This window comes from Alphaproteobacteria bacterium (assembly GCA_024244705.1).
Taxonomy (GTDB): domain Bacteria; phylum Pseudomonadota; class Alphaproteobacteria; order JAAEOK01; family JAAEOK01; genus JAAEOK01.
Map to the genome: position 1 here is coordinate 51762 of JAAEOK010000042.1, position 21119 is coordinate 72880.

15 protein-coding genes, 1 tRNA gene and 1 pseudogene are annotated in these 21119 nt (G+C 61.9%); 6 read left to right on the forward strand and 11 right to left on the reverse strand.

The window, feature by feature from the left end; translation table 11 throughout:
• Window positions 1-7: 7 nt before the first annotated feature.
• Complete coding sequence (locus GY791_06410; GenBank protein MCP4328054.1) at window positions 8-769, reverse strand: hypothetical protein; 762 nt, start codon at window positions 767-769, stop codon at window positions 8-10.
• An 82-nt stretch (window positions 770-851) separates the two neighbouring features.
• Here GY791_06410 and GY791_06415 point away from each other — a divergent pair, with 82 nt between their 5' ends.
• Window positions 852-2282 carry a sulfatase-like hydrolase/transferase gene (locus GY791_06415; protein ID MCP4328055.1) on the forward strand — a complete coding sequence of 477 codons (1431 nt, stop codon included), beginning with the start codon at window positions 852-854 and terminating at the stop codon, window positions 2280-2282.
• Between the two features lie 9 nt (window positions 2283-2291).
• Here the strand turns inward: GY791_06415 and GY791_06420 are convergent, their stop codons facing one another.
• The 3 genes and pseudogenes from GY791_06420 to GY791_06430 all read right to left on the reverse strand — a co-directional run bounded on the left by GY791_06420 (window position 2292) and on the right by GY791_06430 (window position 5097).
• Window positions 2292-3779 carry a M20 family peptidase gene (locus GY791_06420; protein MCP4328056.1) on the reverse strand — a complete coding sequence of 496 codons (1488 nt, stop codon included), beginning with the start codon at window positions 3777-3779 and terminating at the stop codon, window positions 2292-2294.
• Window positions 3780-3827: 48 nt separating this feature from the next.
• Window positions 3828-4772, reverse strand: coding sequence for a class I SAM-dependent methyltransferase (locus GY791_06425; GenBank protein ID MCP4328057.1), 945 nt, complete (start codon window positions 4770-4772; stop codon window positions 3828-3830).
• A gap of 76 nt (window positions 4773-4848) precedes the next feature.
• Window positions 4849-5097: pseudogene (locus tag GY791_06430) on the reverse strand (transposase).
• Window positions 5098-5747: 650 nt separating this feature from the next.
• On the opposite strand from GY791_06430, the gene GY791_06435 reads away from it, so the two are divergent.
• Both GY791_06435 and GY791_06440 read left to right on the forward strand, forming a co-directional pair.
• Complete coding sequence (locus tag GY791_06435) at window positions 5748-7226, forward strand: SEL1-like repeat protein (protein ID MCP4328058.1); 1479 nt, start codon at window positions 5748-5750, stop codon at window positions 7224-7226.
• Between the two features lie 227 nt (window positions 7227-7453).
• Window positions 7454-8581 carry a DUF4189 domain-containing protein gene (locus tag GY791_06440; protein ID MCP4328059.1) on the forward strand — a complete coding sequence of 376 codons (1128 nt, stop codon included), beginning with the start codon at window positions 7454-7456 and terminating at the stop codon, window positions 8579-8581.
• A gap of 299 nt (window positions 8582-8880) precedes the next feature.
• Here GY791_06440 and GY791_06445 read toward each other — a convergent pair.
• A tRNA-Lys gene (locus tag GY791_06445) sits at window positions 8881-8956 on the reverse strand.
• Window positions 8957-9083: 127 nt separating this feature from the next.
• On the opposite strand from GY791_06445, the gene GY791_06450 reads away from it, so the two are divergent.
• A complete protein-coding gene (locus tag GY791_06450) occupies window positions 9084-10949 on the forward strand; it encodes a tetratricopeptide repeat protein (protein MCP4328060.1) in 1866 nt (621 codons plus the stop codon).
• A gap of 1 nt (window position 10950) precedes the next feature.
• Here GY791_06450 and coaD read toward each other — a convergent pair whose 3' ends face one another.
• The 3 genes from coaD to ssb all read right to left on the reverse strand — a co-directional run bounded on the left by coaD (window position 10951) and on the right by ssb (window position 14919).
• Complete coding sequence (gene coaD, locus GY791_06455; protein ID MCP4328061.1) at window positions 10951-11451, reverse strand: pantetheine-phosphate adenylyltransferase; 501 nt, start codon at window positions 11449-11451, stop codon at window positions 10951-10953.
• 32 nt (window positions 11452-11483) lie between these two features.
• Window positions 11484-14096 carry a DNA gyrase subunit A gene (gene gyrA / locus GY791_06460; GenBank protein ID MCP4328062.1) on the reverse strand — a complete coding sequence of 871 codons (2613 nt, stop codon included), beginning with the start codon at window positions 14094-14096 and terminating at the stop codon, window positions 11484-11486.
• A gap of 364 nt (window positions 14097-14460) precedes the next feature.
• Window positions 14461-14919, reverse strand: coding sequence for a single-stranded DNA-binding protein (gene ssb / locus GY791_06465; protein ID MCP4328063.1), 459 nt, complete (start codon window positions 14917-14919; stop codon window positions 14461-14463).
• A 161-nt stretch (window positions 14920-15080) separates the two neighbouring features.
• Here ssb and uvrA point away from each other — a divergent pair, with 161 nt between their 5' ends.
• On the forward strand, window positions 15081-17942 hold the full coding sequence (gene uvrA / locus GY791_06470) for an excinuclease ABC subunit UvrA (protein MCP4328064.1): 2862 nt from the start codon (window positions 15081-15083) through the stop codon (window positions 17940-17942).
• Between the two features lie 24 nt (window positions 17943-17966).
• Window positions 17967-18362 (forward strand): hypothetical protein, encoded by a 396-nt coding sequence (locus GY791_06475; GenBank protein MCP4328065.1) that lies wholly within the window; start codon window positions 17967-17969, stop codon window positions 18360-18362.
• Window positions 18363-18398: 36 nt separating this feature from the next.
• Here GY791_06475 and GY791_06480 read toward each other — a convergent pair whose 3' ends face one another.
• The 3 genes from GY791_06480 to GY791_06490 form a co-directional block, all read right to left on the reverse strand.
• Window positions 18399-19442, reverse strand: a complete 1044-nt coding sequence (locus GY791_06480; GenBank protein MCP4328066.1) for a hypothetical protein — start codon at window positions 19440-19442, stop codon at window positions 18399-18401.
• Between the two features lie 164 nt (window positions 19443-19606).
• Entirely contained in the window at window positions 19607-20176 is a 570-nt protein-coding gene (locus tag GY791_06485) for a hypothetical protein (GenBank protein MCP4328067.1), read from the reverse strand.
• A 101-nt stretch (window positions 20177-20277) separates the two neighbouring features.
• The gene (locus GY791_06490) at window positions 20278-21075 is read right to left on the reverse strand and encodes a hypothetical protein (GenBank protein MCP4328068.1); all 798 of its coding nucleotides are present in this window, start codon (window positions 21073-21075) and stop codon (window positions 20278-20280) included.
• Window positions 21076-21119: the final 44 nt, after the last annotated feature.

The following is a 21119-nucleotide window of genomic DNA, read 5'->3' on the forward strand; positions in this document are numbered from 1 at the left end:
CCCATCATTAGAGCCGGTAGCCGGCGTCTTCCTCGTCGAGGATCGCCCTCAACGCGTCGAAGTGCCGGGTCGAAATCTCGGGATAATCCAGCCATTGCTGGGCCGTCTTGCGCGCCACCTCGTCGGACGCGATCCTCAATGGTCGCCCGGTCGACAGGGCCGCGATGTAGGTCTCGCAGGCACGCTCGAAATAGTAGAGCTCGTCGAAGGCATGGGCCACCGAACGGCCGAAGACCATCACACCGTGATTGCCCATCACCAGGACCGGTTTTTCGCCGACCAGCTTGCCGACCCGTTCCGCCTCGTCGCCGAGCCCCATGCCGTCGAAACCGTCGTCGATCACGACGCGGTCGTAAAACCGCATGGTATTTTGGTCGATCGGCGGCAGGGTCGAATCGGCAAGAGAGGCGAGCACCGTCGCGTATTTGGCGTGACAATGCAGCACGCAGCGCGCGTCTGGCACATTGCGGTGAATGGCACCATGCAAGGCCCAAGCGGTGCGATCGGGCGCATTCGGCTGTTCCATAGTCGTGTCGTCGTTCGCGTCCAGGAGCAGCAGCTCGCTGGCCTTAACGCGTGAGAAATGACTGCCGTTGGGATTCACCAGGAACCGGGTCCCGTCGTCGGAGACCGCCAAGCTGAAATGATTGGCGGTGCCTTCGTGCATGTTCAGGCGCGCCGTCCAGCGAAAAGCGCAGGCGAGGTCGACCCGTTCCTGTTCAAAGGGAAGATTGCTGCCCCAGGCATCGGCGGATTTGATCACGGTCATCGTGCGGCACTCCCGAGTAGAAGATATCGTTTTGGTATAGGATGGCGTCAACGGCAAGCCTTTTGTGTTTGAGAGCCTCGGAATGACCGGAAATCTGCTGATCCTGGTGGCCGACGAATTTGCCCGATCCTGCCTCGGGTGCGCCGGACATCCGGTGATCCAGTCCCCGCATCTCGACGCCCTGGCGGCGCGGGGAACGCGCTTTACCCGTGCCTATTGCAATTCGCCCATTTGCGTGCCGGCGCGCGCCGTCATCCAGACCGGCCGCTACGTCCACCAGAGCGGCCATTGGGACAGCGCGCATCCCTATCGCGGAAAGCCGGAAGGCTGGGCCCACGCATTGCGACATCGTGACGTCGACGCGGTTTCAGTCGGCAAATTGCATTTCGGGTCAAGCCGGGACGATAACGGCTTTTCACCGGAAATTCTGCCGCTCCATGTCGCGGACGGCGTCGGGTGGATGCCGGCTCTCCTACGCGATCCCTTGCCGGACTTTCCGGCCGCGCGCGAACTGGCGGCGGAGGTGGGACCGGGAGAGACCGAATACCATCGCTATGATCGCGACGTCCGGGACGCCGCTTGCAGTTGGCTTGACCACCGCGGCCGAGAAAACCCGCGCCCATGGGCGCTGTTCGTGTCCTTCGCCAGTCCCCACTATCCGTTGGTCGCACCGCACCGCTTTTTCGATCTCTACAGGGACCGGGAACTCGGCGAACCGATCCCGTCGGGCGGCCAAGACGCCACGCATCCCGTACTCCGTAAACTTATCGGCTTTTTCGACTACGACCGCCATTTCACCGCGGAGCGGCGGCGCCTCGCGCGGGCCAGCTATTTCGCCCTGATAAGTTTCGTCGACGAGCTTATCGGGGATGTCCTTTCCGCTCTCGGCGATTCCGGATTCGCCGACGACACCACCGTTCTGTTCCTTTCGGACCATGGCGAGATGCTCGGCGACCTCGGGATCTGGACCAAGCAGGTCATGTACGAAGGCTCGGTCGGCATACCGCTCATCCTCGCCGGGCCCGGGACGCCGGGCGGCCATGTATCGCACACCCCAGTGTCGCTGATCGACATCTATCCGACCACATTCGACGCGGTGTTGGGCGAAGTCCCGGAAACGGAATTACCGGGCCAGTCGTTAATTTCACTTGCCGGCGCGGCGGACGATCATGACCGGGTCGTGTTTTCGGAATACCACGACGGCGGTTCCCCGACCGGCATGTTCATGGTGCGGAAAGGACACTGGAAGCTGGTTCACTACGCGGGCGCAAGACCGCAGCTCTTCAACCTCGATACGGACCGCGACGAGTTACGGGATTTGGCCGACGATCCGGGCACGGCGTCCACACTCGCGGAGATGGAACGGACCCTGTGCGGGATTTGCGATCCGGCCGAAGTCAATGCGCGCGCCTTCGCCGATCAGGCCGCGCTGATCGCCGAATACGGCGGCGAGCAGGCACTCCGCCGCCGCTCCGACCTGTCCTTCAACTACACGCCGGTCCCGGCCGCCTGAGCGCGCCGATCATTGACCGGCCGTATTTTCGATCAGGCGGACATAAAACCGAATGACATCGCCATAGGCGGCGACGCCAAGGCGCTCATTGACACCATGAATGCCGCTCAGGCGCTCGTTGTCCAGCTTCACCGGCAGGAAGCGATAGACGTTGTCGGCGATCGCCACATAGTGCCGGCTATCGGTCGCCGCGATGACCAGACCGGGCGCGACGAGCACGTCCGGAAATACTTCCAACGTTGTCAGTTCTATGGCCCGGTAACTGTCCGCATCGATGCTCGACACCGGCGACGCCTCGTTCGCCTCGCCCTCGACGTCGATCGTAATTTCCGGGTCGTCGATAACCTTGCGGACATGGCCGACAATGTCATCGATGTCGTCGCCCGGCAGTATCCTGAAATTGACGATGACATTCGCCGATTGCGGCAGGACATTGTCCTTGATACCGCCGGCAATCTTTGTTGCGGCAGCCGTCGTACGGATGGCCGCATTGGTCGTCGGTGAGGATTCGAACTCCGAGACAACCATGCCCTCGAACAACCACAGATTGGTCACCGCAATATCTTGGGGGAACGACATTTCGGGCGCCAGGGCGGCCAGCATCTGCGAAGTCGGTGGTCGAATCTCCGCCGGCATCGGGCGTTTTTGCAGGCGCACGATGGCACGGGCCAAACGCCCGATCGCGGTTTCCGGCGGTGGCATCGAGGAATGTCCTCCAGTGCCCATGGCGGTCAGGCGGAGGGACAAATACCCCTTCTCGGCGGTACCGATCAGCGCCACCGGTGGCTTTACCCCCGGCACGATGCCATCGGTTATGACAAGACCCTCGTCCAGGACGTATTCCGGATGGACGCCACGGCTTCGGAGCATTTCGGCAATCGTCTGGGCGCCCTTGGCACCCGAAAGTTCTTCGTCGTGACCGAAGGCGATATAGATCGTCCGGTTTGGCCTGAACCCTTGCTTGACCAGAATGTCGACCCCTTCGAGGATGCCGAGTACGCTGAGCTTGTCGTCCAGACTGCCGCGGCCCCAGATCATGCCGTCCGCGACAAGTCCTGAGAATGGCGGGTGATGCCAATCGTCCCTGGTCTTTTCGTCGATCGGCACGACATCAAGATGAGCGATGAGCAGTAGTGGTTTTGCGCTCGAGTCTTCGCCTTTCCACGTATAGAGGAAGCTGAACTCGTTCACCGTCTCGCGCGTCAAGGCGCCGCCGAAGTCACTATATTTCTCGGTCAAAAAATCGGCGAATTGACGAAACGGCGCGGTTCCGTTCGGCTCCTCGAGATCGGCGGAAATCGTCTTGATGCGTATCGCCTCGCCCAAGCGTGTGGCGGCGCCGTCGGCGTCGACGGCAATGGCGGGCCGCTGGGATGGGGCGGCGGGTCGGGTCGCGTCCGAGGCGCATCCGCCGGCGAACAGAATTAGCAAGGTTGCCGGAAGAACCCACGAAAAGCCTATCAGCCGTGACAAACTCTTATTTAATTCTAATGCCATAGAACAATACCCTCTTATCTTACATTTGCTATCTTTCGCCCCGTATCGTCAGGCACCCGACGGTTTTCGAAACCACAGGCAGCCGCCTCCGATGCCGTGGGCCGGGAATTCGAGGCCCGGCGGCGCGATTGTCTTTATCCGTTCTTCGTACCGAACCCCCGCATAAGCACAAGAAAAGACCAGCGGAAATTTCTCGCCGAAGGCCAGCATGTAGGCGCCCAGCACATACTGCTCGTTGTAATGACGCTTGACCCAGCTTGGCGGATAGTCGTTGGGCCAAAAGATGTCGTGGATACCGATACGGGTACCGGCCTTGAGACGGGGTAGCACGTCGAGGAAGAATGCCGTCACGTCCGAGTTTTGCAGGCAATGATGGCTCCCATCGATGAAAACAACATCGTCTGCCGCGATCCTGTCGAAGAATGCCGGATCGAGATCCTCCATCGCCACGTGCTCGACATGGTCGGCGAGGTCCGAAATCTCGGCGCGCGGCGAAGGGTCGATCGACGTGATGGCGGTGCGCAAACCCTGGTCCCGAATAGCGCGCCTCGCGAATTTGGTGGAATTTCCCGATCCGATCTCGATGTATCTCGGCGCCGGTTCCCCGGTCAGAACCGTATAGAGACTCATCCCATCGAGCGGGCTGAACCAATTCTGGTTCCAGTACGGTTCGCTACCCTCGTCCGGCCCATCGAGGGGAATGGCCGCGAAGGCGTCGCGATGCGCGGCCATGTGTTCGATGAATTTCGCTTGCGCCGTATCGTGCGCCGCGAGGATCTCCGCAATGAACCCATTGGCCGGTTCGCCGTAACCGTAACGCGGACGAAAATCCGGCGGATGGACGATTTTGATCCGAACGACGTCCGAATAGGCGCCGCGCAGGACTCGATCCTCCTGCGTCATGTAATGGGAGACCAGGTTGCCGCGCCGGCTCCTGCTGACCAGGACGGTCTTCTTTTTCGTCCCAACCGGTTTCGCCGGGTCGTCGGCCACGCAGCAATCTCCCATCGTCATGCGCCCGACGTAGATTACTCAATTCGAGCCGATTGGCCCACGATTACTCCTCGCCTGTCGAAGCCTCACGGGCCGTATCACCGGCGAGCCGTTTCCTCCCCGCCTCCAGGAATTCCTTCGACAAGCTGTAGTGGAGACTCTGGGCGATACCCTCACGGCGGCACAACTCGCCAATGCTGTCCTCGCCGCGCAGGCCATCGAGCACAATGCGGATCTTCTCCTCAGCCGAATAGCGCTTGCGTGTCGCCCGACGGATGTTCTTGACAACCTGCTCAGAGGTCTCGTTCGGTGGCCCGGATTTCAATAACCCAAATCTGTCTCACAGTTGTTGACGCCGCAAACCCCAGTATGGCCAACTCCCCGGCCCTTTCGAAGCGATTCTCGCCGCATTGCGCCGGTTTGATACGGGAACATCGTTGCCGTAGCGCTGTGTTCCAATTGTGGCGCCGACAGTCGCTCGCCTCCCCGGAAAACGACCGATCGCGCGCCGGCGAGATTCAGCGGCGCCAAATGTCCGATATTGGTGAAACGAATGCGAATTTTTTTAAGATCGGTCAACGCATCCAGGAAATTGGGCCACTATGCTGAACGCCGGTGCGTCGTCGCGTAGCGGTATCTGCACGTACTCGCCGACGAAAACGCAGCGGGCGGCGGTCGGGCGCCACGGCGAAATGATCGACCGCGCCCAAAGTAAGGACCGTCAGCGGCAATCTTGTCGAAGTGCCCACCTAGATCACGGCGAAAGATCCGCTCGACCGGATGTGGGGGCTGGGTGCCATCCAGGATTGATGCGCTACCCGCTGGATGAGCATGGGACTGGTCGCGACCGGCATGCCTCAGCACTTTTTGTCAATTCTAGTCCACCGTGGTACGGTTTCAGCGGGTCATAAAGGGGAGCAGGATGAGACGACGTCCTGTCCTAGCGGATTGAGCGCACCAGGGTTTCTGTTCGGCATGGATGTCCGCCGATTTGGCAGGGTCTTCAGTGGACTGCTTATTGTGATGCTGCTGCAGTCGGCGCCGTCGGCGACTGCCGACTACTACGATGGCCTGCGCGCCTACGATGCCAAGGACTTCGCCGCCGCGCTCGCCGAATGGCGGCCCGCATCCGATGCCGGCGACGCCCAAAGCCAGTTTCGATTAGCGGAACTTCTTGAACACGGCCTTGGCACGCCGCAGAACTTCGTGCGCGCCCATCTTTACTACAATCTTGCCGGGGCGCAGGGAAACGAAGAGGCGCGCGCGCGCCGAGACGCTATCGGCGAAATGATGACTGGGGAAGAGCTTGCCGAGGCGCGGAAGCTCGCCGCCGACTGGGTTTCGCGCGTGGCGGTCGAACCGGTTAGCGAGCCGTCGAGCGCGTCAGCCGAGAGCGTAGAGGCCGAACCATCGGTCGACGTTACAGCACCGCCGCCACCGAGCGACCCAGGGCCGGAAATCAGCGATGCCGGCACGATACGCGAAGCGCAGACCATCTTGACCCAGATTGGCTTCGACGCCGGTCCAGTGGACGGAGTGATCGGCGCCAAGACCAGAGACGCGATCAGCGAATGGCAGTCCAATCACGACCGTGAGCAAACCGCACGTCTCACGACCGATGTTCTTGCCGGCCTGCGCGAGATCGATGTGACAAGCATTGTCACCGACAAGGATCTCATACGCGAGGCACAGACGATCCTTTGGCGTGCCGGTCGTCTCGATGAACCCGGGTCCGCCATAACCGGAGTGGACTTCAGATATGCAATCGGTGCTTGGCAGAGCTACGGTGGAATGAAACCCACATATCTCTTGACGCCGGATGTCCTGGAGGCGCTGCGCGCGATCAATTTTTCGTCGGAAATTACGGACCCGAACGTGATCCGAGAGGTACAGAACATTCTTTTTGAGATCGATTTGCTCGATCTCTATGGCGAGGAGCTTGGCTCCGAGGCCGGTATCTTGGCCGGCGATACTAGGTTCGCGCTGTGGGGCCATGAACTGTTGGATGAATCGAGTATGGAGCTGCCGCCGGCGTTCGTCCTGCTGACGCCCGATTTGCTTGCGGAACTGCGGGCGATCGACTTGAACAAATACATCTGGGGCGCCGCCTGCGCCTGCACGGACGGGACCAATGCCGCGACTTGGAACCACCAGAGCCGCGCCTCGTCCCAGGAAGCCGTGACGAAACGATGCCGCGAACTAACCGGAGTTCCCGACAAATGCTCTGTGCTGAGCGTCGTTGCGACGCCGGACTCGGTTGATTGGCTTGGGTGGCGGTGGTGCACGCAGGAGACAGAGGAGTACATCTACCAAGCGATATCCGCTTTCATTGGAATCTCTCGCGCAGAAATCGAGGAGGAGGCATTCGCCAATCTCCAAGGCGACGACAGGACGTGGCAGAGAAGCGAATGCGAACTGTTGGCAGTGATTGCCGCCGACGGGAGCCATCAATGATGGGTGCCTCTTGGGAGGCCGCCCCCACGGTCCCTGCCGCCGGACCGAACCGAGTTCGTGCGGCCGCAACGCCAAGGGTCGACAGCGTTGAAACGATTGTTAGCCGTTGTTCGAACGCTAGGAGACGAGTTCGAAGTATAAGCTTAGTTCAGAACGCTGCCGTGACATTTCGGGATTGGCTGTTTGTCGATCGAAGGAAGCCTCGCCGGTATCGTAGGATTCTTCCGGTGGCGGCATTTGCGCTCCTACTACAGTCGACCGCACCGGCAACGGCCGACTTCTATGACGGCCTCCGTGCCTATGACGCCAAAGACTATGCGTCGGCGTTGGCCGAATGGCAGATTTGGGCGGATACCGGCGACGCCGACAGTCAGTACCGGTTGGCGGCGCTCTTCGGACAGGGATTGGGCACGCCGCAGGATCTCGTTCGAGCCCATCTCTACTACAATCTTGCCGCCGCTCAGGCCCACGAGGAAGCGCATGCGCGTCGCGATGCCCTGAACGCATCGATGCCGAAGGTCGAACTCGCCGAGGCACGCAAGCGGGCCGCTGAGTGGACGCCGCGCACCGCCCCCAGGGCGGCGGATGCCCTAGCTGAAGGCGCGCCGGAACCGGTGGCGCCGGCGCCCGTAGTCGCCGAACCACCACCGATAGCGGTCGAGGAGCCGCCCGTGGTGTCATCGCCGCCGCCTCGCTCGCCGGACTCGACCGTCCAAATGGTGCAACGACAACTCGCCGAGATCGGCTATGACCCGGGCCCTGCGGACGGGTTGATGGGCGCCAAGACCTCGCGCGCGATTATGAAATTCGAACGCGACTATGAGCTTGAGCCGAACGGGACCGTGACCGACCGCCTGATCGAACGGTTGGCCGCGGTGACCACTGGGAGCCCCGATCCCGGCGGATCCGGAACAGATGCAACCGCGCCGGTGGACTACGAGGCACTGTGCGACGACTACTTTCTCATGGGCGAGGGCGATCCGGACCTGGACATGTTGTGTTCGGTCTATGAAAACCCGTACGCGGTCCTTTGGGGCGCGGTCGCCAAGGGCGTCGACTACTCGGACAATGACGCCTTCTATTTCGCCTACAACTATCCCGATGCCGACGAAGCCGAGACCAATGCGATGTCGAGCTGTCTGGCGGAGGCCAGCTATGGCTGTGAACTCGCGACTCTTATTACCGGCTGTTTCGCCGTGGCCCGTGCGCCCGGCAACGGATGGGGCTGGGCAACTCAAGATACAATCGAAACCGCCCAGGCGATGGCGCTTAGCCAATGCCGAGAGAGCAATACCGGCTGCTATCTGAGCAGTTCCTTCTGCGCGGATGGATCGGGAGAGTTTTTCTCCAACTGAGGGCCGACCACCACATCGCTTCGGCCGGGTCGTTGATGGACCGGCACGGGGCCGCACGGAATCGCGGCGGGCGGGCGTCAAGCGGAGCAGCGAATTGATCGGCCGCGCCTGTCGCGGATATCTCAACGAACCGAATGACCGCGACGACATCGCGCGCTGTCTCGAGGCCTTCGATGCTGCGTAGCAAAGCGCATGAAGAGATCGCCGCCGAACCTTCCGGAAGGAATATCCTTTGCCGGGCGCACGGCTCAGCCACCTGTGCTCGCTGCTGACAATAAACAGGGCAAGGTTGAAAAACTTGGTGAGCCCGGCAGGGATCGAACCTGCGACACCCTGATTAAAAGTCAGGTGCTCTACCGACTGAGCTACGGGCCCCGCGCGGCGCGAACATAAGGACCGGTCGTCGGCCGGTCAATAGACCTCGCCGCGCCGCTCGCGATAGCGGTGTGTCACCTGCCGCGAGACGGTATAGTCGGGAGATCGTGGCCCGCAGGATGTGATGATGGCCGAGTCCGAGGAAAACCGCTCCGCCCTCCCCTTGCCGCCCGAGGCCGAGGAGCCGCTGCGCCGCCTGCTGGCCGAGGCAAAGCCGGCGTTGGCGGCGGGGCGCCACGACGAGGCGCGAGCGATCCTGTTGCGCGCCGTTGAAATGGCGACCGGCCAGCCCACCGTTCCACGCTCCCTTCCCGCTCAACTCAACAACCTGGCCAACGCGTTCGCCGGTTCCGGGCGTCCCCGAGAGGCGGTTGAGCTGTTCTCACGCGCCCTCGCCTTCCATGCCGACTACGCCCTGGCCCACGCCAATCTGGCTACGGTCCTAGTCGGGTTGGGGCAAATCGAGCAGGCGGTGACCCATTTCGAGCGGGCGGAGGCGTTGTCTGGGCCCGATTCGTGGCGCCTCTATCTGCAAGGCGCTGCCTTACAGAGCCTCGGCCGTATCGATGACGCGCGGCGATGCTTCGCCGGCGCGCTGACCCTCGATCCGAACAACGCGTCGGCGCTGGCCGCGGACCTTCAGGCCCGGCTTCTGGTGGCCGACTGGACAGACCTGGCGACCGATACCAGGCGCCTGGTCGAACTGGTGCGCCGCGATCGCGCATATTCCGTGGTCAACGACGTCCGGCCCTATGCCGCGCTGTTTCTCGACATCGACCCTGCCGAACGGTGCCGGATCGCCGAAACCCGTGCCGCGCGTGACGACCAAGGAGCGGCGCGCCCGGCCCTGAGGCGCCACGACGCCCCGCTCCGCATCGGTTACCTGTCGGCCGACTTCCGCCGCCATCCAACGGCACATTTGATGCTGGCCTTGTTCGGTGCCCATGATCGTTCCCGGGTCGCCATCGACGCTTATTCGCTGGGGCCGCCCGAGGACAGCGCGCAACGCCGGCGAATCACCGCCGATAGCGACCGCTTCGTCGACCTCCATGACCGCAACGATGTCGATGCCGCAGAACAGATACGGGCCAATGGCGTCGACATTCTCGTCGATCTGATGAGCTGGACGCGCCACGCCCGACCGGGGATCGCGGCCCGGCGGCCGGCGCCCATCCAGATCTCCTATTTGGGATTCCCCGGGACCACCGGGGCGGCCTGGATCGACTATATCATCGCCGACCCCATCGTGGTGCCGGCGCCGGACCGGCGTTGGTACACAGAGAAAGTCATTACCCTTCCGCGCTGTTACCAGGTCAACAATCCGGACCAGGAAATCGCACCCGGGCCGCCCGCCCGTGCCGAATGGTCATTGCCCGACGACGCATTCGTCTTTGCCTGCTTCAACCTCAACAACAAGATCGAGCCGGCGACATTTGCGGCCTGGATGCGCATCCTCCGAAAAGCACCGGCCGCAGTGCTGTGGCTGTTGGCCGATCAGGCCCACGGACGCAGAAACCTACTCGCCGCGGCGGCGGCCAACGGCGTCGACCCGCGGCGTCTGATCTTCGCCGATCGCGCGCCGAGACCGGTCCACCTCCGTCGACAGCAATGCGCCGACCTGTTCCTTGATACGTTCCTCTGCAACGCCCATACCACCGCCAGCGACGCACTCTATATGGGCCTGCCCGTGCTCACTCATCCGGGGGATCATTTCGCCGGTCGGGTCGCCGCCAGCCTACTCACCACCCTCGGCATCGAGGAGCTGATCGCACCCGGCATCGACAGCTACTGCGAGACCGCCATCGACCTGGCCCGACAGCCGGAAAAACTAGCGGCGTTGAGTGATCGAATCGCCAAGGCGGTGGCCGAAGGCCCGCTCCACGACACCCAAGGCTTCGCCCGCGATCTCGAACGGGCCTATGCGTTGGTGTGGCGGAAGGCAATGGCCGGACAGGATCCGGACCACATCATCGTACCGCCGGCCGCTCCCTGATCTACGAAAATTTCGCCGTAAGCCGCGCCACCACGCGCGGCGACACGAAGCTGCTGACATCACCGCCGAGCTTTGCAATCTCCTTGACGAAGCGCGACGAAACGAAAGTCTGCTTCTCCGAGGCCATAAGGAACACGGTCTCGATTTCCGGATTGATACGTGCGTTCATGCCCGCCATCTGAAATTCGTACTCGAAATCGGACACCGCCCTGAGCCCGCGGACGATCATTCGCGCGCCGCATTCCGACGCGAAATTCACCAGAAGGATATCGAACGGCCGAATCTCGACCCGCGCCGCGTCATCACCGAGCTTGGCGTCGACTTCCTCGCGCGCCATGGCGATACGGTCGTCGACGTCGAACAACGGGCCTTTCCCGTCGTTGGTCGCGATGCCGATGATCAGCCGGTCGGCGATTACCAGCGCGCGGCGGATAATATCGACATGGCCGCCGGTGATCGGGTCGAAGGTACCCGGGTATACGCCTATTCGTTCACCTGCCACCTGTTTTCCCCCTGCATTGCCTGCGGCGGCGATCAGTCCTCATTGCCGTCGTCTTCCGCGACCTCGGCGAGCCATGCGACCGAGACCACGTGCTCACCCTTGCCCACCTTGAACAGGGTGACGCCTTGGGTTTTGCGCGATTGAATGCTGATATCCGCGACCGGGCTGCGAATGACTTGGCCGGCGTCGGTGATCATCATCACCTGGTCGCGGCCTTCGACCGGGAACGAGGCGACCACATTGCCGTTGCGTTCAGAGGTTTCGATATTGGCAATGCCTTGCCCGCCGCGCCCTGTTACCCGGTATTCATAAGCGGAGGTCCGCTTGCCGAAACCGTTCTCTGTTATGGTCAGGATGAACTGCTCGTCGGTCGCGAGCTGCCCGATAACCGCTTCGTCGAGATCGACTTCTATGTCGTCCTGCTCCTCGCTCCGCCGTCTCGCGTTGGCGATCCGGATGTAGGCGTCTCGCGTCTCGGTCTCGAGCTCGGCGTGACGCAAAATCGACATCGAGATGACCTCGTCGTTCTTGGCCAGCCGAATACCACGCACACCGGTCGAGGTTCGTCCGCTGAACACGCGGACGTCTGTTGCCGAGAAACGGATGCATTTGCCGGCGCGAGTCGAGATCAAGATGTCGTCGTTGACGGTGCAAGTACGAACGCCGATCAGCCGGTCGCCCTCGCCAAGCTTCATCGCGATCTTGCCGTTGGCCTTGACGTGAATGAAATCCTCGAGCGTGTTGCGCCGCACGTTGCCCGCTGCGGTAACGAAGACGACATGCAAATCCTTCCAATTCTCCTCTTCCTCGGGGAGCGGCAGGACGGTCGAAATCGTTTCGCCTTCCTCCAGCGGCAGCAAGTTGACCAACGCCTTGCCGCGGGCCTGGGGCGTACCGAGCGGCAGCCGGTAGACTTTCATTTTGTAGACGATGCCGCGCGAGCTGAAGAACAAGACCGGTGTATGGGTATTGATGGCAAAGACCTGGCTGACGAAATCGTCCTCGCGCGTCTGCATCCCGGCCCGACCCTTACCGCCGCGGCGCTGGGCACGATAGGTCGACAATGGGACACGCTTGATGTAGCCGCCGTGGGTGACGGTAACCACCATCTCTTCGCGCTGAATCAAGTCTTCGATATCGTGCTCGAATTCGGAATCCTCGATCTCCGTCCGGCGATCATTGGCGAATCGTTCGTGGACATCGCGCAATTCGCCGCGCAGGACATCGAGCAGCTTGTCTCGCGATTCGAGGATGCCGAGAAATTCAGCGATCTGATCGACGATCTCGCGCAGATCGTTGGCGATTTTCTCGCGCTCCAGACCGGTCAGGCGGTGCAGACGCAGATCCAGAATCGCCTTGGCCTGGGCATCGGAAAGCGAATAGGCGCCATCGGTAACGCCGCGCCCCGGCTCGTCGACCAACTCGATCAGGGGCGCGACGTCGCCGGCCGGCCACGGCGTTTCAATCAGTTGTTGACGCGCGATGACCGGATCCTTGGCCGCACGGATCAACTTTATGATCTTATCCAGATTGACCACCGCGATCGCCAGTCCGACCAAGGCGTGGGCCCGTTGCCGCGCCTTGCCGAGCTCGAAAACGGTGCGCCGGGTGATGACTTCTTCGCGGAACTCGATGAAGACGGCGACGATGTCGCGCAGGTTCATCACTTCCGGCCTGCCGCGATTGAGGGCGAGGGTGTTGATGCCGAAGCTGGTCTGCAATGGCGTGAATTTGTAGAGCTGGTTGAGCACGACCTCGGGCACCGCATCGCGCTTGACTTCAACGACGACGCGGACGCCGTGGCGGTCGGACTCGTCACGAAGATCCGATATGCCCTCGACCGTTTTTTCGCGGACGATGTCGGCGATACGTTCGATCATCCGCGCCTTGTTCACCTGATAGGGGATCTCGGTGACGATGATGGCCTTGCGGTCCTTGGCCATGTCCTCGATATGAGCCCGCCCGCGCATCACAATCGAACCGCGTCCGGTGTGGTAGGCGGCGCGAATCCCTGACCGCCCGAGGATGATTCCGCCGGTCGGGAAGTCCGGCCCGGGAACGATCACGTTGAGCTCGTCGAGCGACATTTCCGGGTTGTCGATGAAAGCGAGGCAGGCGTCGAGCACTTCGCCCAGGTTGTGCGGCGGGATGTTCGTCGCCATGCCGACCGCGATTCCGCCGGCGCCGTTGACCAGAACGTTCGGGTATTTCGCCGGAAGCACCGTCGGTTCCTCGACCGTCTCGTCGTAATTGACTTGAAAGTCGACGGTCTCTTTGTCGATGTCGTCGAGCAGAGGCTCGGTGGCTCGGGCAAGGCGTGCTTCGGTGTAACGCATCGCGGCCGGCGGATCGCCGTCCATGGAACCGAAATTGCCCTGCCCTTCGATCAGCGGCAGGCGCATCGAAAAATCCTGAGCCATCCGCACCAATGCGTCATAGATCGCCGTATCGCCATGCGGGTGATACTTACCCATGACGTCGCCGACGATACGTGCCGCCTTGCGGAACGGGCGGTTCCAATCGTAGCCGCCCTCCTTCATGGCATAGAGGATGCGGCGGTGGACCGGTTTCAAACCGTCGCGCACGTCCGGCAATGCGCGGCTCACGATCACGCTCATCGCGTAATCGAGATAGGAGCGCCGCATCTCGTCTTCGATGGTGATTGGCGTGACGTTGTGGCCGGGCGTTTGAGGTTCGGTGGCCAAATGATTATTCCAAATATTTCAATGATTTATCCGGGGCCTGATCGGCTCCGTCAGAGACCCCGAATATTACACCAATTTGACTGCTTTTTGCACCTGCGATTTGGCGAAATTCGACCCGCGTCAGGCACAATCGCGGCGGCGCTCGAAGTCGTCCAGAGTGATCAAACCGCCGCGCCAGGAACGACCAGTCAGGCGACCGGGAAACCCGTCCCGGCATTCATGCGGATGGAGGATTTTTCGCGAAAATGGGTGTCGGTCAGGATCGAAGATATGACGGCGACCGTGATCGATCATCCCTCCAGGTTCAAAACGGAATATCGTCATCGAGGTCATCGCCACCGCCGGGAGGACCACCGAGGTCGCCACCGCCGCCTCCACCACCGCCGTCAATAGCGCCTCCGCCACTGTCACCGGCGCGGTCGAGCATCTGCAGGTCGCCACGGAACCGCTGCAGGACGATCTCGGTGGTATAGCGATCCTGGCCCGACTGATCCTGCCATTTTCGCGTCTGGAGCTGTCCTTCGAGGTAGACCTTCATGCCCTTGCGCAGGTACTTCTCGACAACGTCGCACAGATTGTCGTTGAAAATCACGACACGGTGCCATTCGGTCCGTTCGCGGCGCTCCCCGGTGCTCTTGTCGCGCCACTGTTCCGAGGTCGCGACGGAGAGATTGGCCACCTTCTGCCCGCTCTGAGTCGAGCGGATTTCCGGATCGCGGCCCAGATTGCCGACCAAAATGACCTTGTTGACGCTGCCTGCCATGAGTACCCCCGGATGGCGTGATTGTGGCCGCACTCTACACGCATCGGCGCGCGTCGGGCCAGCCGCTTTTTCTGTGGAAAAGTGGCGGCGGGGAGTCGCCTTCAGGGCTGCCTTGACCCTATATTGAGGACCGGTCCCAACCCCGACCCACGGCATTGGATATGGCGGCGAAAAGCATTCGCATCCGCGGCGCGCGCGAACACAACCTCAAGGATATCGACGTCGATATCCCGCGCGGCAGCTTGACCGTGATCACCGGGCTCAGCGGCTCCGGCAAGTCCTCGCTCGCCTTCGACACCATCTATGCCGAGGGCCAGCGCCGCTACGTCGAAAGCCTGTCCGCCTATGCCCGACAATTCCTCGAGCTGATGGAGAAGCCGGACGTCGAATCGATCGAGGGCCTGTCGCCGGCGATCTCGATCGAGCAAAAGACGACGTCGAAGAACCCGCGCTCAACGGTCGGGACGGTGACCGAGATCTACGACTATTTGCGGCTGCTATTCGCCCGCGTCGGGACGCCGTTTTCGCCGGCCACAGGCCTGCCGATCGAAAGCCAGACGGTGAGCCAAATGGTCGACCGCATCCTGGCGATGGACGACGGCACGCGGCTCTACCTGCTGGCCCCGATCGTGCGCGGACGCAAGGGCGAGTACCGCAAGGAGCTGAGCGAGCTCCAGCAACGCGGTTTCACCCGGGTCAAGATCGACGGGGAGATGTATGAGATCGACGCCACCCCCACCCTCGACAAAAAGCGCAAGCACGATATCGAGATCGTCGTCGACCGCGTCGTCGTCCGATCGGACCTCGGGACACGCCTTGCCGACAGCCTGGAAACCGCGCTCCACATAGCGGACGGCCTGGTTTTCATGGAAAACGCCGACAGTGGCGAACGGACGCCCTATTCGGCTAAGTTCGCCTGCCCGGTCAGCGGTTTCACCATCGACGAAATCGAACCGCGGCTGTTTTCGTTCAACAATCCCTTCGGCGCGTGCCCGGCCTGCGACGGGCTGGGCACGGAGATGTATATCGACCCCGACCTCGTCGTGCCCGATTCCGGCAAGACCTTGGCCGACGGTGCCGTGGCACCGTGGGCCAACAGCTCCTCGCCCTATTACCGGCAGACTCTTGAGAGCCTGACCCGGCACTTCAAGGCACGGATGACGACGCCGTTCGGAAAGTTGCCCAAGAAGGTACGGCAGACAATTCTCTACGGCAGCGGCGAAACGGCGATAACCATGGCCTACGACGATGGCCTCCGCACCTATAAGACGACCAAGCCGTTCGAAGGCGTGATCCGCAACATGGAGCGGCGCTGGCGGGAAACCGACAGCGCCTGGATCCGCGAGGAATTGGCGAAATTTCAAACCTCGACGACCTGCGAGGCGTGCGGTGGGTACCGTCTCAAGCCGGAGGCGCTGGCAGTAAAGATCGACGGCCTCCATGCCGGCCAAGTCGCCGAGATGTCGATCGCCGGGGCCGGCGAGTGGTTCGGCGGCCTCAACGGCCGCTTGACCCAGAAGCAGCAGGATATCGCTTACCGAATTCTCAAGGAGATTAACGAACGCCTCGGCTTCCTCAACAATGTCGGACTCGAATATCTGACGCTGTCACGCGCGTCGGCCACGCTGTCCGGTGGCGAGAGCCAACGCATCCGTCTCGCCTCGCAGATCGGCTCGGGATTGACCGGTGTGCTTTATGTCCTCGACGAGCCGTCGATCGGCCTCCATCAGCGCGACAACCGGCGCCTGCTCGACACCCTGGAGCGGCTCCGCGATCTGGGTAACACGGTCATCGTCGTCGAGCACGACGAGGAAGCGATCCGCTCCGCCGATTATCTCATCGATCTCGGCCCCGGCGCCGGCATTCACGGCGGCCATCTCGTCGCCAAGGGCAAACCGGACCAGGTGATGAAGGTGTCGGCAAGCCTTACCGCGCAGTACCTGACCGGGTTTCGCCAAATCCCCACGCCGGCCGACCGGCGTTCCGGCCACAAGGGGCAGAAGCTCGCGGTCCATGGCGCCCGCGCCAACAACCTGCAGGACCTCGACGTCGAGATACCGCTCGGCACTTTCACCTGCGTGACCGGCGTTTCCGGGGGCGGCAAATCGACCCTGATCATCGAGACCCTCTACAAGGCGGTGGCACGCAAGTTGTTCAACGCCCGCGGGGCGCCGGGCGAGCACGATGACGTTTCGGGACTGCATTTCATCGACAAGATCGTCGATATCGATCAATCCCCGATCGGCCGTACGCCGCGCTCGAACCCGGCCACCTATACCGGTGCTTTCACGCCGATTCGAGATTGGTTCTCGGGCCTTCCGGAATCGAAGGCGCGTGGCTACAAGCCCGGCCGCTTCTCGTTCAATGTCAAGGGCGGCCGTTGCGAGGCGTGCCAGGGCGACGGCGTCATCAAGATCGAAATGCACTTCCTGCCCGACGTCTACGTTCAGTGCGACGTCTGCAAGGGCCAGCGCTACAACCGCGAAACCCTAGAAGTGACCTTCAAGGAAAAATCGATTGCCGACGTCCTCGACATGACAGTCGAAGAAGGCGCCGAGTTTTTCAAGGCGGTACCGGCGATCCGCGACAAACTCGAGACCTTGCGCAAGGTCGGGCTGGGTTACATCCATGTCGGACAGCCAGCGACGACGTTGTCGGGCGGCGAGGCCCAGCGCGTCAAGCTGGCCAAGGAGCTGTCGCGCCGGGCGACCGGGAAGACCCTCTACATCCTCGACGAGCCGACGACGGGGCTTCATTTCGAGGATGTGCGGCGGTTGATGGAAGTCCTCCATGCCTTGGTCGAACAAGGCAACACGGTCGTCGTCATCGAACACAACCTCGAAGTCATAAAGACCGCCGACTGGATCATAGACTTGGGACCGGAAGGCGGCGACAAAGGCGGCCGGCTGGTTGCGGTGGGAACGCCCGAGAAGGTCGCCGACACGGCCGAGAGCTACACCGGTCAATATCTCGCCACTTATCTCGGGACTCCGGCGCGCCGTAAACGCAAGAAGGCGAGTTGAGCGCGGTAATGAAAGCGAAACGCGGTGGTCGCTGACACCGACAGCCGATTCCTTCGCGCCACGCCGGTCTTACGCTCGGCCGACTATCCGCGAAGCAAGGCCTTCTACGTCGACGCACTCGGCTTCACCATCGTCGAAGAAGGCGGCGACCCGCCGCGGTTCGGCATCTTCGAGCGCGGGCGGAGCGTCGTGTTCATCGACGCCTGGCACGGGGCTGCGGCACCGCATGCCGAATCATGGAATGCCTACTTTCATGTTGCCGGCCTCGAGACTCTTCACACTGAACTTGTACAATCGGGCGCACCCATAACGCGGCCGATCGAGAAGACGGTGTACGGCATGCGCGAGTTCGAGGTTACGGATCCGGACGGTAATGTTCTTTGCTTCGGCGAGGACGAGGACCCCGCCCCCGCCACCTGAAATGCCAACGTTTCACAGGCACCACGGCATCGGCGCCTATTGAAGCCGGCACGCGCCGCCGGCCGATTCCCACCCGGCGCGCATGACATCGGCAACTGCCGTGGCGGCCTTGGCGTGGCCGGTTTCTCTCCAGTGGCCATCGATCGTGTAGTAATCGTCGGTCGAAATGACATTCCGCCCATCGATGAAAACGGCGCCCGCCGCCTCGAGTTCGGCGGCGGTCAGGGGAAAGTTGCTGGTCATATCGCGATCCGGAATCGCGAATACGACGATGGCCGCGTCATCGGCGGCGACGACATTGACGAATTCGACAAAAACCTGCCGGGTCAACTTGACCGCTTGGGGATCCTCGGCATCGTAGGACCCGAGCCCCTGTTCCGCCAGACGCTGCTCATGGATGAAAGCCGACAAGCGGTTACGAACCAGGTTCCAGGCCTGAGAATTGTTGCTCAGCCACCGCAGGATCGGGTTCGCATGCATCGCCGCGCGCACTTCGACGCCGGGTATGTATTGGTCGGCGGCGCGCACGAGGTTGCCCGCGTCATCAAGCTCATAAAGGCCGCTGACCAGGGAGTTTCCGGTATCGTTGTTGAAATAGAGCACGGCAACCAAATCAGGCCGGTAGCTGCGCACGTGGTTCTGATAGAGGACCAGCTCTTCCGCCGTTCCGATGCCCGGAATACCGAAATTGAGGACTTCGAAGACGGTCCCGTTGGCGGTCCTGTTTAGCGTTTCCTCGAGCACCGCAGTGACCACCTCGCCGTCCGCCACACCCTCGCCGAAAGCGAAAGAATCTCCGACCACCGCAACACGACAAACATCGGCGGGTTTCGTCGTCTCGTAATCGCGGCGCCCGCGCATGCCGACACTGTTTGTGTGGTAGACCGCTTCGTATTGGCCGGGGACGAAATAGGTGACTTCTAAATTCGGCTCGTTGCCGCGTATTCCGTGGCCGAGATCGACGGTAAATCGCGGCCGAATGGCCTCCGGCGAGAACAGCCGTACGGCGATCTCGACCAGCCCCAGGGCGATGGCGAGGCTGACCATTATGAGGATCGAATTGATAAAGAACCTGCGCACGTCTAACGCTCCGTGGATATACACACTAACGCTGCCCTTGAGGTCCGACGCGCCGAACGGCGACTGGCGCGGTGAGGACCGTGCTGTTTTGCCAAAACTACGCCGCGGTCACAAACAAGAAATTGTCGGGACCTGTGGTTCCGGCGATTACGTCGGCCGCTGGTTCATGTGGGGCGGCGGTTGACGACGCCGAAAACCAAACACAGGACCCATATCAGCCCCATACCGATGGCGGACGCAGCCAGCCCAAGCGCCAGGTTCGCGACGATCGAACCCTGCACGGCCAGAATCGGCCAGTCTTGGTCGGTGGAGCGGAGCTCGCCCAAGACTTGGTAGACCGAGCTCGCCGTGGCAGCCCACAGGAATGTCGAGGATACGACAAGGGCAATCAGCCCTGCGGCCACCACCGGTCGGACATACCTGCTGGTTTCGAGGCGGTGAGTGATGAGATAGCGGGCGACCAATCCGAAGATCAGGAAGGGTGCCGCGTTGAGTAGGCAGAGCTGGGCGAGAAACGAGATTTCAGGTCCACTGAAGCTGAGGATCGCATGGAACACAGCGCCGCTCTGATTGGTTTCGATGCCCAATATCAAGAACGCGGTGCCGACTCCCCCGACGACGGCAAGCGGCACGCAAAGGCCGGCGATCACGGCGCCCCAAAGCCAACGGCGACCGATCCGGCCCGGGTCCCGCTCTGTAGGCCGTTCGGAAGGCGGCTGAGATGTATTGCTCATCCAGATTTCCCGTTCCACGCGGCGTTACGACAGCTCATCAACCCAAGTCGCATCTGTTTAAGCGCGGCCGCCCGTTACGGCAACCTGAATGCCCGTTAAAATCAATCGTCGAGTTTGTCTTCGCGTAAAGCCGCTTCCCGCTCGAGGTGGATGGGCAGCACCCGTCCATAGAGCTGGTGGGTACGCTCCAGGCGACCGACCATGCCCGGCTCTTCCGCATAGGAAAAAATTCCGACGTAACGCGATCGGCTTCCGGCGACCGCGCTAACACGATGCAACGAATAGCGGCCGCGGAATATTTGCAGGTCTCCGGGCTCGAGGTGCAATGTTTGGACCGGATCGCGATGGCCGTCGAGGACCGCGGCAACACCGCCGTAGTTCTCATCCTCCGGCCCCCGCAGATTGGGGCAATACTCGAACAGCCCCCCGCCTTCGCCGTTCTGGATGGCCAGGGTCACGGTGAAATTATTGGTGTCGAAGTGCCAGGGAAAGCCGCCACCAGGCTCGACCACGTTGACGATGACATCGGCCAAGGGATCGGCATAGCGATAGAACACCGGCTCCTCCAATGCATCTTGAACGAAGGCGCTGAAGGCCGGCCACTCATAGATGGCTCGCAGCAGGCTGTCGGCCCCGAAATTGTCGGCCGGAACGAATGCGTTCGAACGGGGATAGAAGCGGCGGCGCGGATGGCAGGACGGCAAACCGGGATCGTCGACCGTGAAGTAAGCATTGGTCTGATTGTAGGAGCGGTGCGCTTTCGGTGCGACCCTGTCGGCTTCGCCTGCCAGCATTGGAGTCGATTGGGGCCGCAAGAAGCCTTTTAGAACCGCGCAACCGTCGCTCTGTAGGTCCCTGCGGCACCGGTCGCGGAGCGCAACGTAGGCCGAACTCGACATTCGATCCAGGGGATAGAGGTCGATGTCGACGATGTCGAAGATGG

What these genes read in the sequence shown, in the direction of transcription:
- GY791_06485 (MCP4328067.1), bottom strand. Translation starts at nt 20,176, where the DNA reads ATGAGCAATACATCTCAGCCGCCTTCCGAACGGCCTACAGAGCGGGAC.
- GY791_06450 (MCP4328060.1), top strand. Translation starts at nt 9,084, where the DNA reads ATGGCCGAGTCCGAGGAAAACCGCTCCGCCCTCCCCTTGCCGCCCGAG.
- ssb (MCP4328063.1), bottom strand. Translation starts at nt 14,919, where the DNA reads ATGGCAGGCAGCGTCAACAAGGTCATTTTGGTCGGCAATCTGGGCCGC.
- GY791_06490 (MCP4328068.1), bottom strand. Translation starts at nt 21,075, where the DNA reads ATGTCGAGTTCGGCCTACGTTGCGCTCCGCGACCGGTGCCGCAGGGAC.
- uvrA (MCP4328064.1), top strand. Translation starts at nt 15,081, where the DNA reads ATGGCGGCGAAAAGCATTCGCATCCGCGGCGCGCGCGAACACAACCTC.
- GY791_06435 (MCP4328058.1), top strand. Translation starts at nt 5,748, where the DNA reads ATGGATGTCCGCCGATTTGGCAGGGTCTTCAGTGGACTGCTTATTGTG.
- gyrA (MCP4328062.1), bottom strand. Translation starts at nt 14,096, where the DNA reads ATGCGGCGCTCCTATCTCGATTACGCGATGAGCGTGATCGTGAGCCGC.
- GY791_06415 (MCP4328055.1), top strand. Translation starts at nt 852, where the DNA reads ATGACCGGAAATCTGCTGATCCTGGTGGCCGACGAATTTGCCCGATCC.
- GY791_06410 (MCP4328054.1), bottom strand. Translation starts at nt 769, where the DNA reads ATGACCGTGATCAAATCCGCCGATGCCTGGGGCAGCAATCTTCCCTTT.
- GY791_06420 (MCP4328056.1), bottom strand. Translation starts at nt 3,779, where the DNA reads ATGGCATTAGAATTAAATAAGAGTTTGTCACGGCTGATAGGCTTTTCG.